This window comes from Marinimicrobium sp. UBA4209 (assembly GCF_002381585.1).
Classification (GTDB): Bacteria; Pseudomonadota; Gammaproteobacteria; order Pseudomonadales; family Cellvibrionaceae; genus Marinimicrobium; species Marinimicrobium koreense.
Genome location: NZ_DFTP01000030.1, coordinates 375 through 1,047, shown reverse-complemented (window position 1 = coordinate 1,047; position 673 = coordinate 375). Strand labels below are relative to the sequence as shown.

Genomic DNA, 673 nt, shown 5'->3' with positions numbered 1-673 from the left:
CGCGGTGGTCAATCTGGCCGGCGAGCCCCTGGCCAGTGGCCGCTGGAATGACCGGCGCAAAGAGGAATTTCGGCGAAGCCGTATCGGGACCACCGAGGCGCTGCTGGCCCACTTTCAACAGCGGGGCCACTTTCCGGAACGGATGGTCAGCGGCAGCGCCATCGGCTTCTACGGCGATGGGGGNNGGTGACCGACCGCTGACCGAAGCGGATGGTAGCGGTACGGGCTTCGCGGCCCAGTTATGCAGGGATTGGGAGGCGGTGGCGGAGCGCTTTGCCGACTCCGGCACCCGGGTCTGTCGGTTGCGGACCGGTATTGTGCTGGGGCCCGGTGGGGGTGCGCTGCAGTCCATGTTGTTGCCCTTCAAACTGGGGTTGGGCGGGCGTCTGGGGTCGGGGCGCCAGTGGATGTCCTGGGTTCACCGGACGGATCTGGTGCGCCTGATTCTGCACTGCCTGGAACAGGACAACCTGTCCGGACCGGTGAACGGAACGGCGCCGAATCCGGTCACCAATCGCTACTTCACCCGCTCGCTGGCGAAGACGCTCCATCGCCCGGCCATATTTCCCGCGCCGGCATTCATGTTGCGGGCCATGATGGCCGATATGGCGGATGAGTTGTTGCTGGTCAGTCAGCGGGTATTACCGGAGGCGGCGCTGGAGTCCGGTTTTCA

The 673-nt window shown here is 65.6% G+C and carries 1 protein-coding gene; it reads left to right on the top strand.

What is annotated here, in order from left to right:
- Positions 1–260: 260 nt before the first annotated feature.
- Positions 261–673 (top strand): DUF1731 domain-containing protein (locus B3187_RS04400; protein WP_286804762.1); only part of this gene is annotated, 413 nt, incomplete at its 3' end.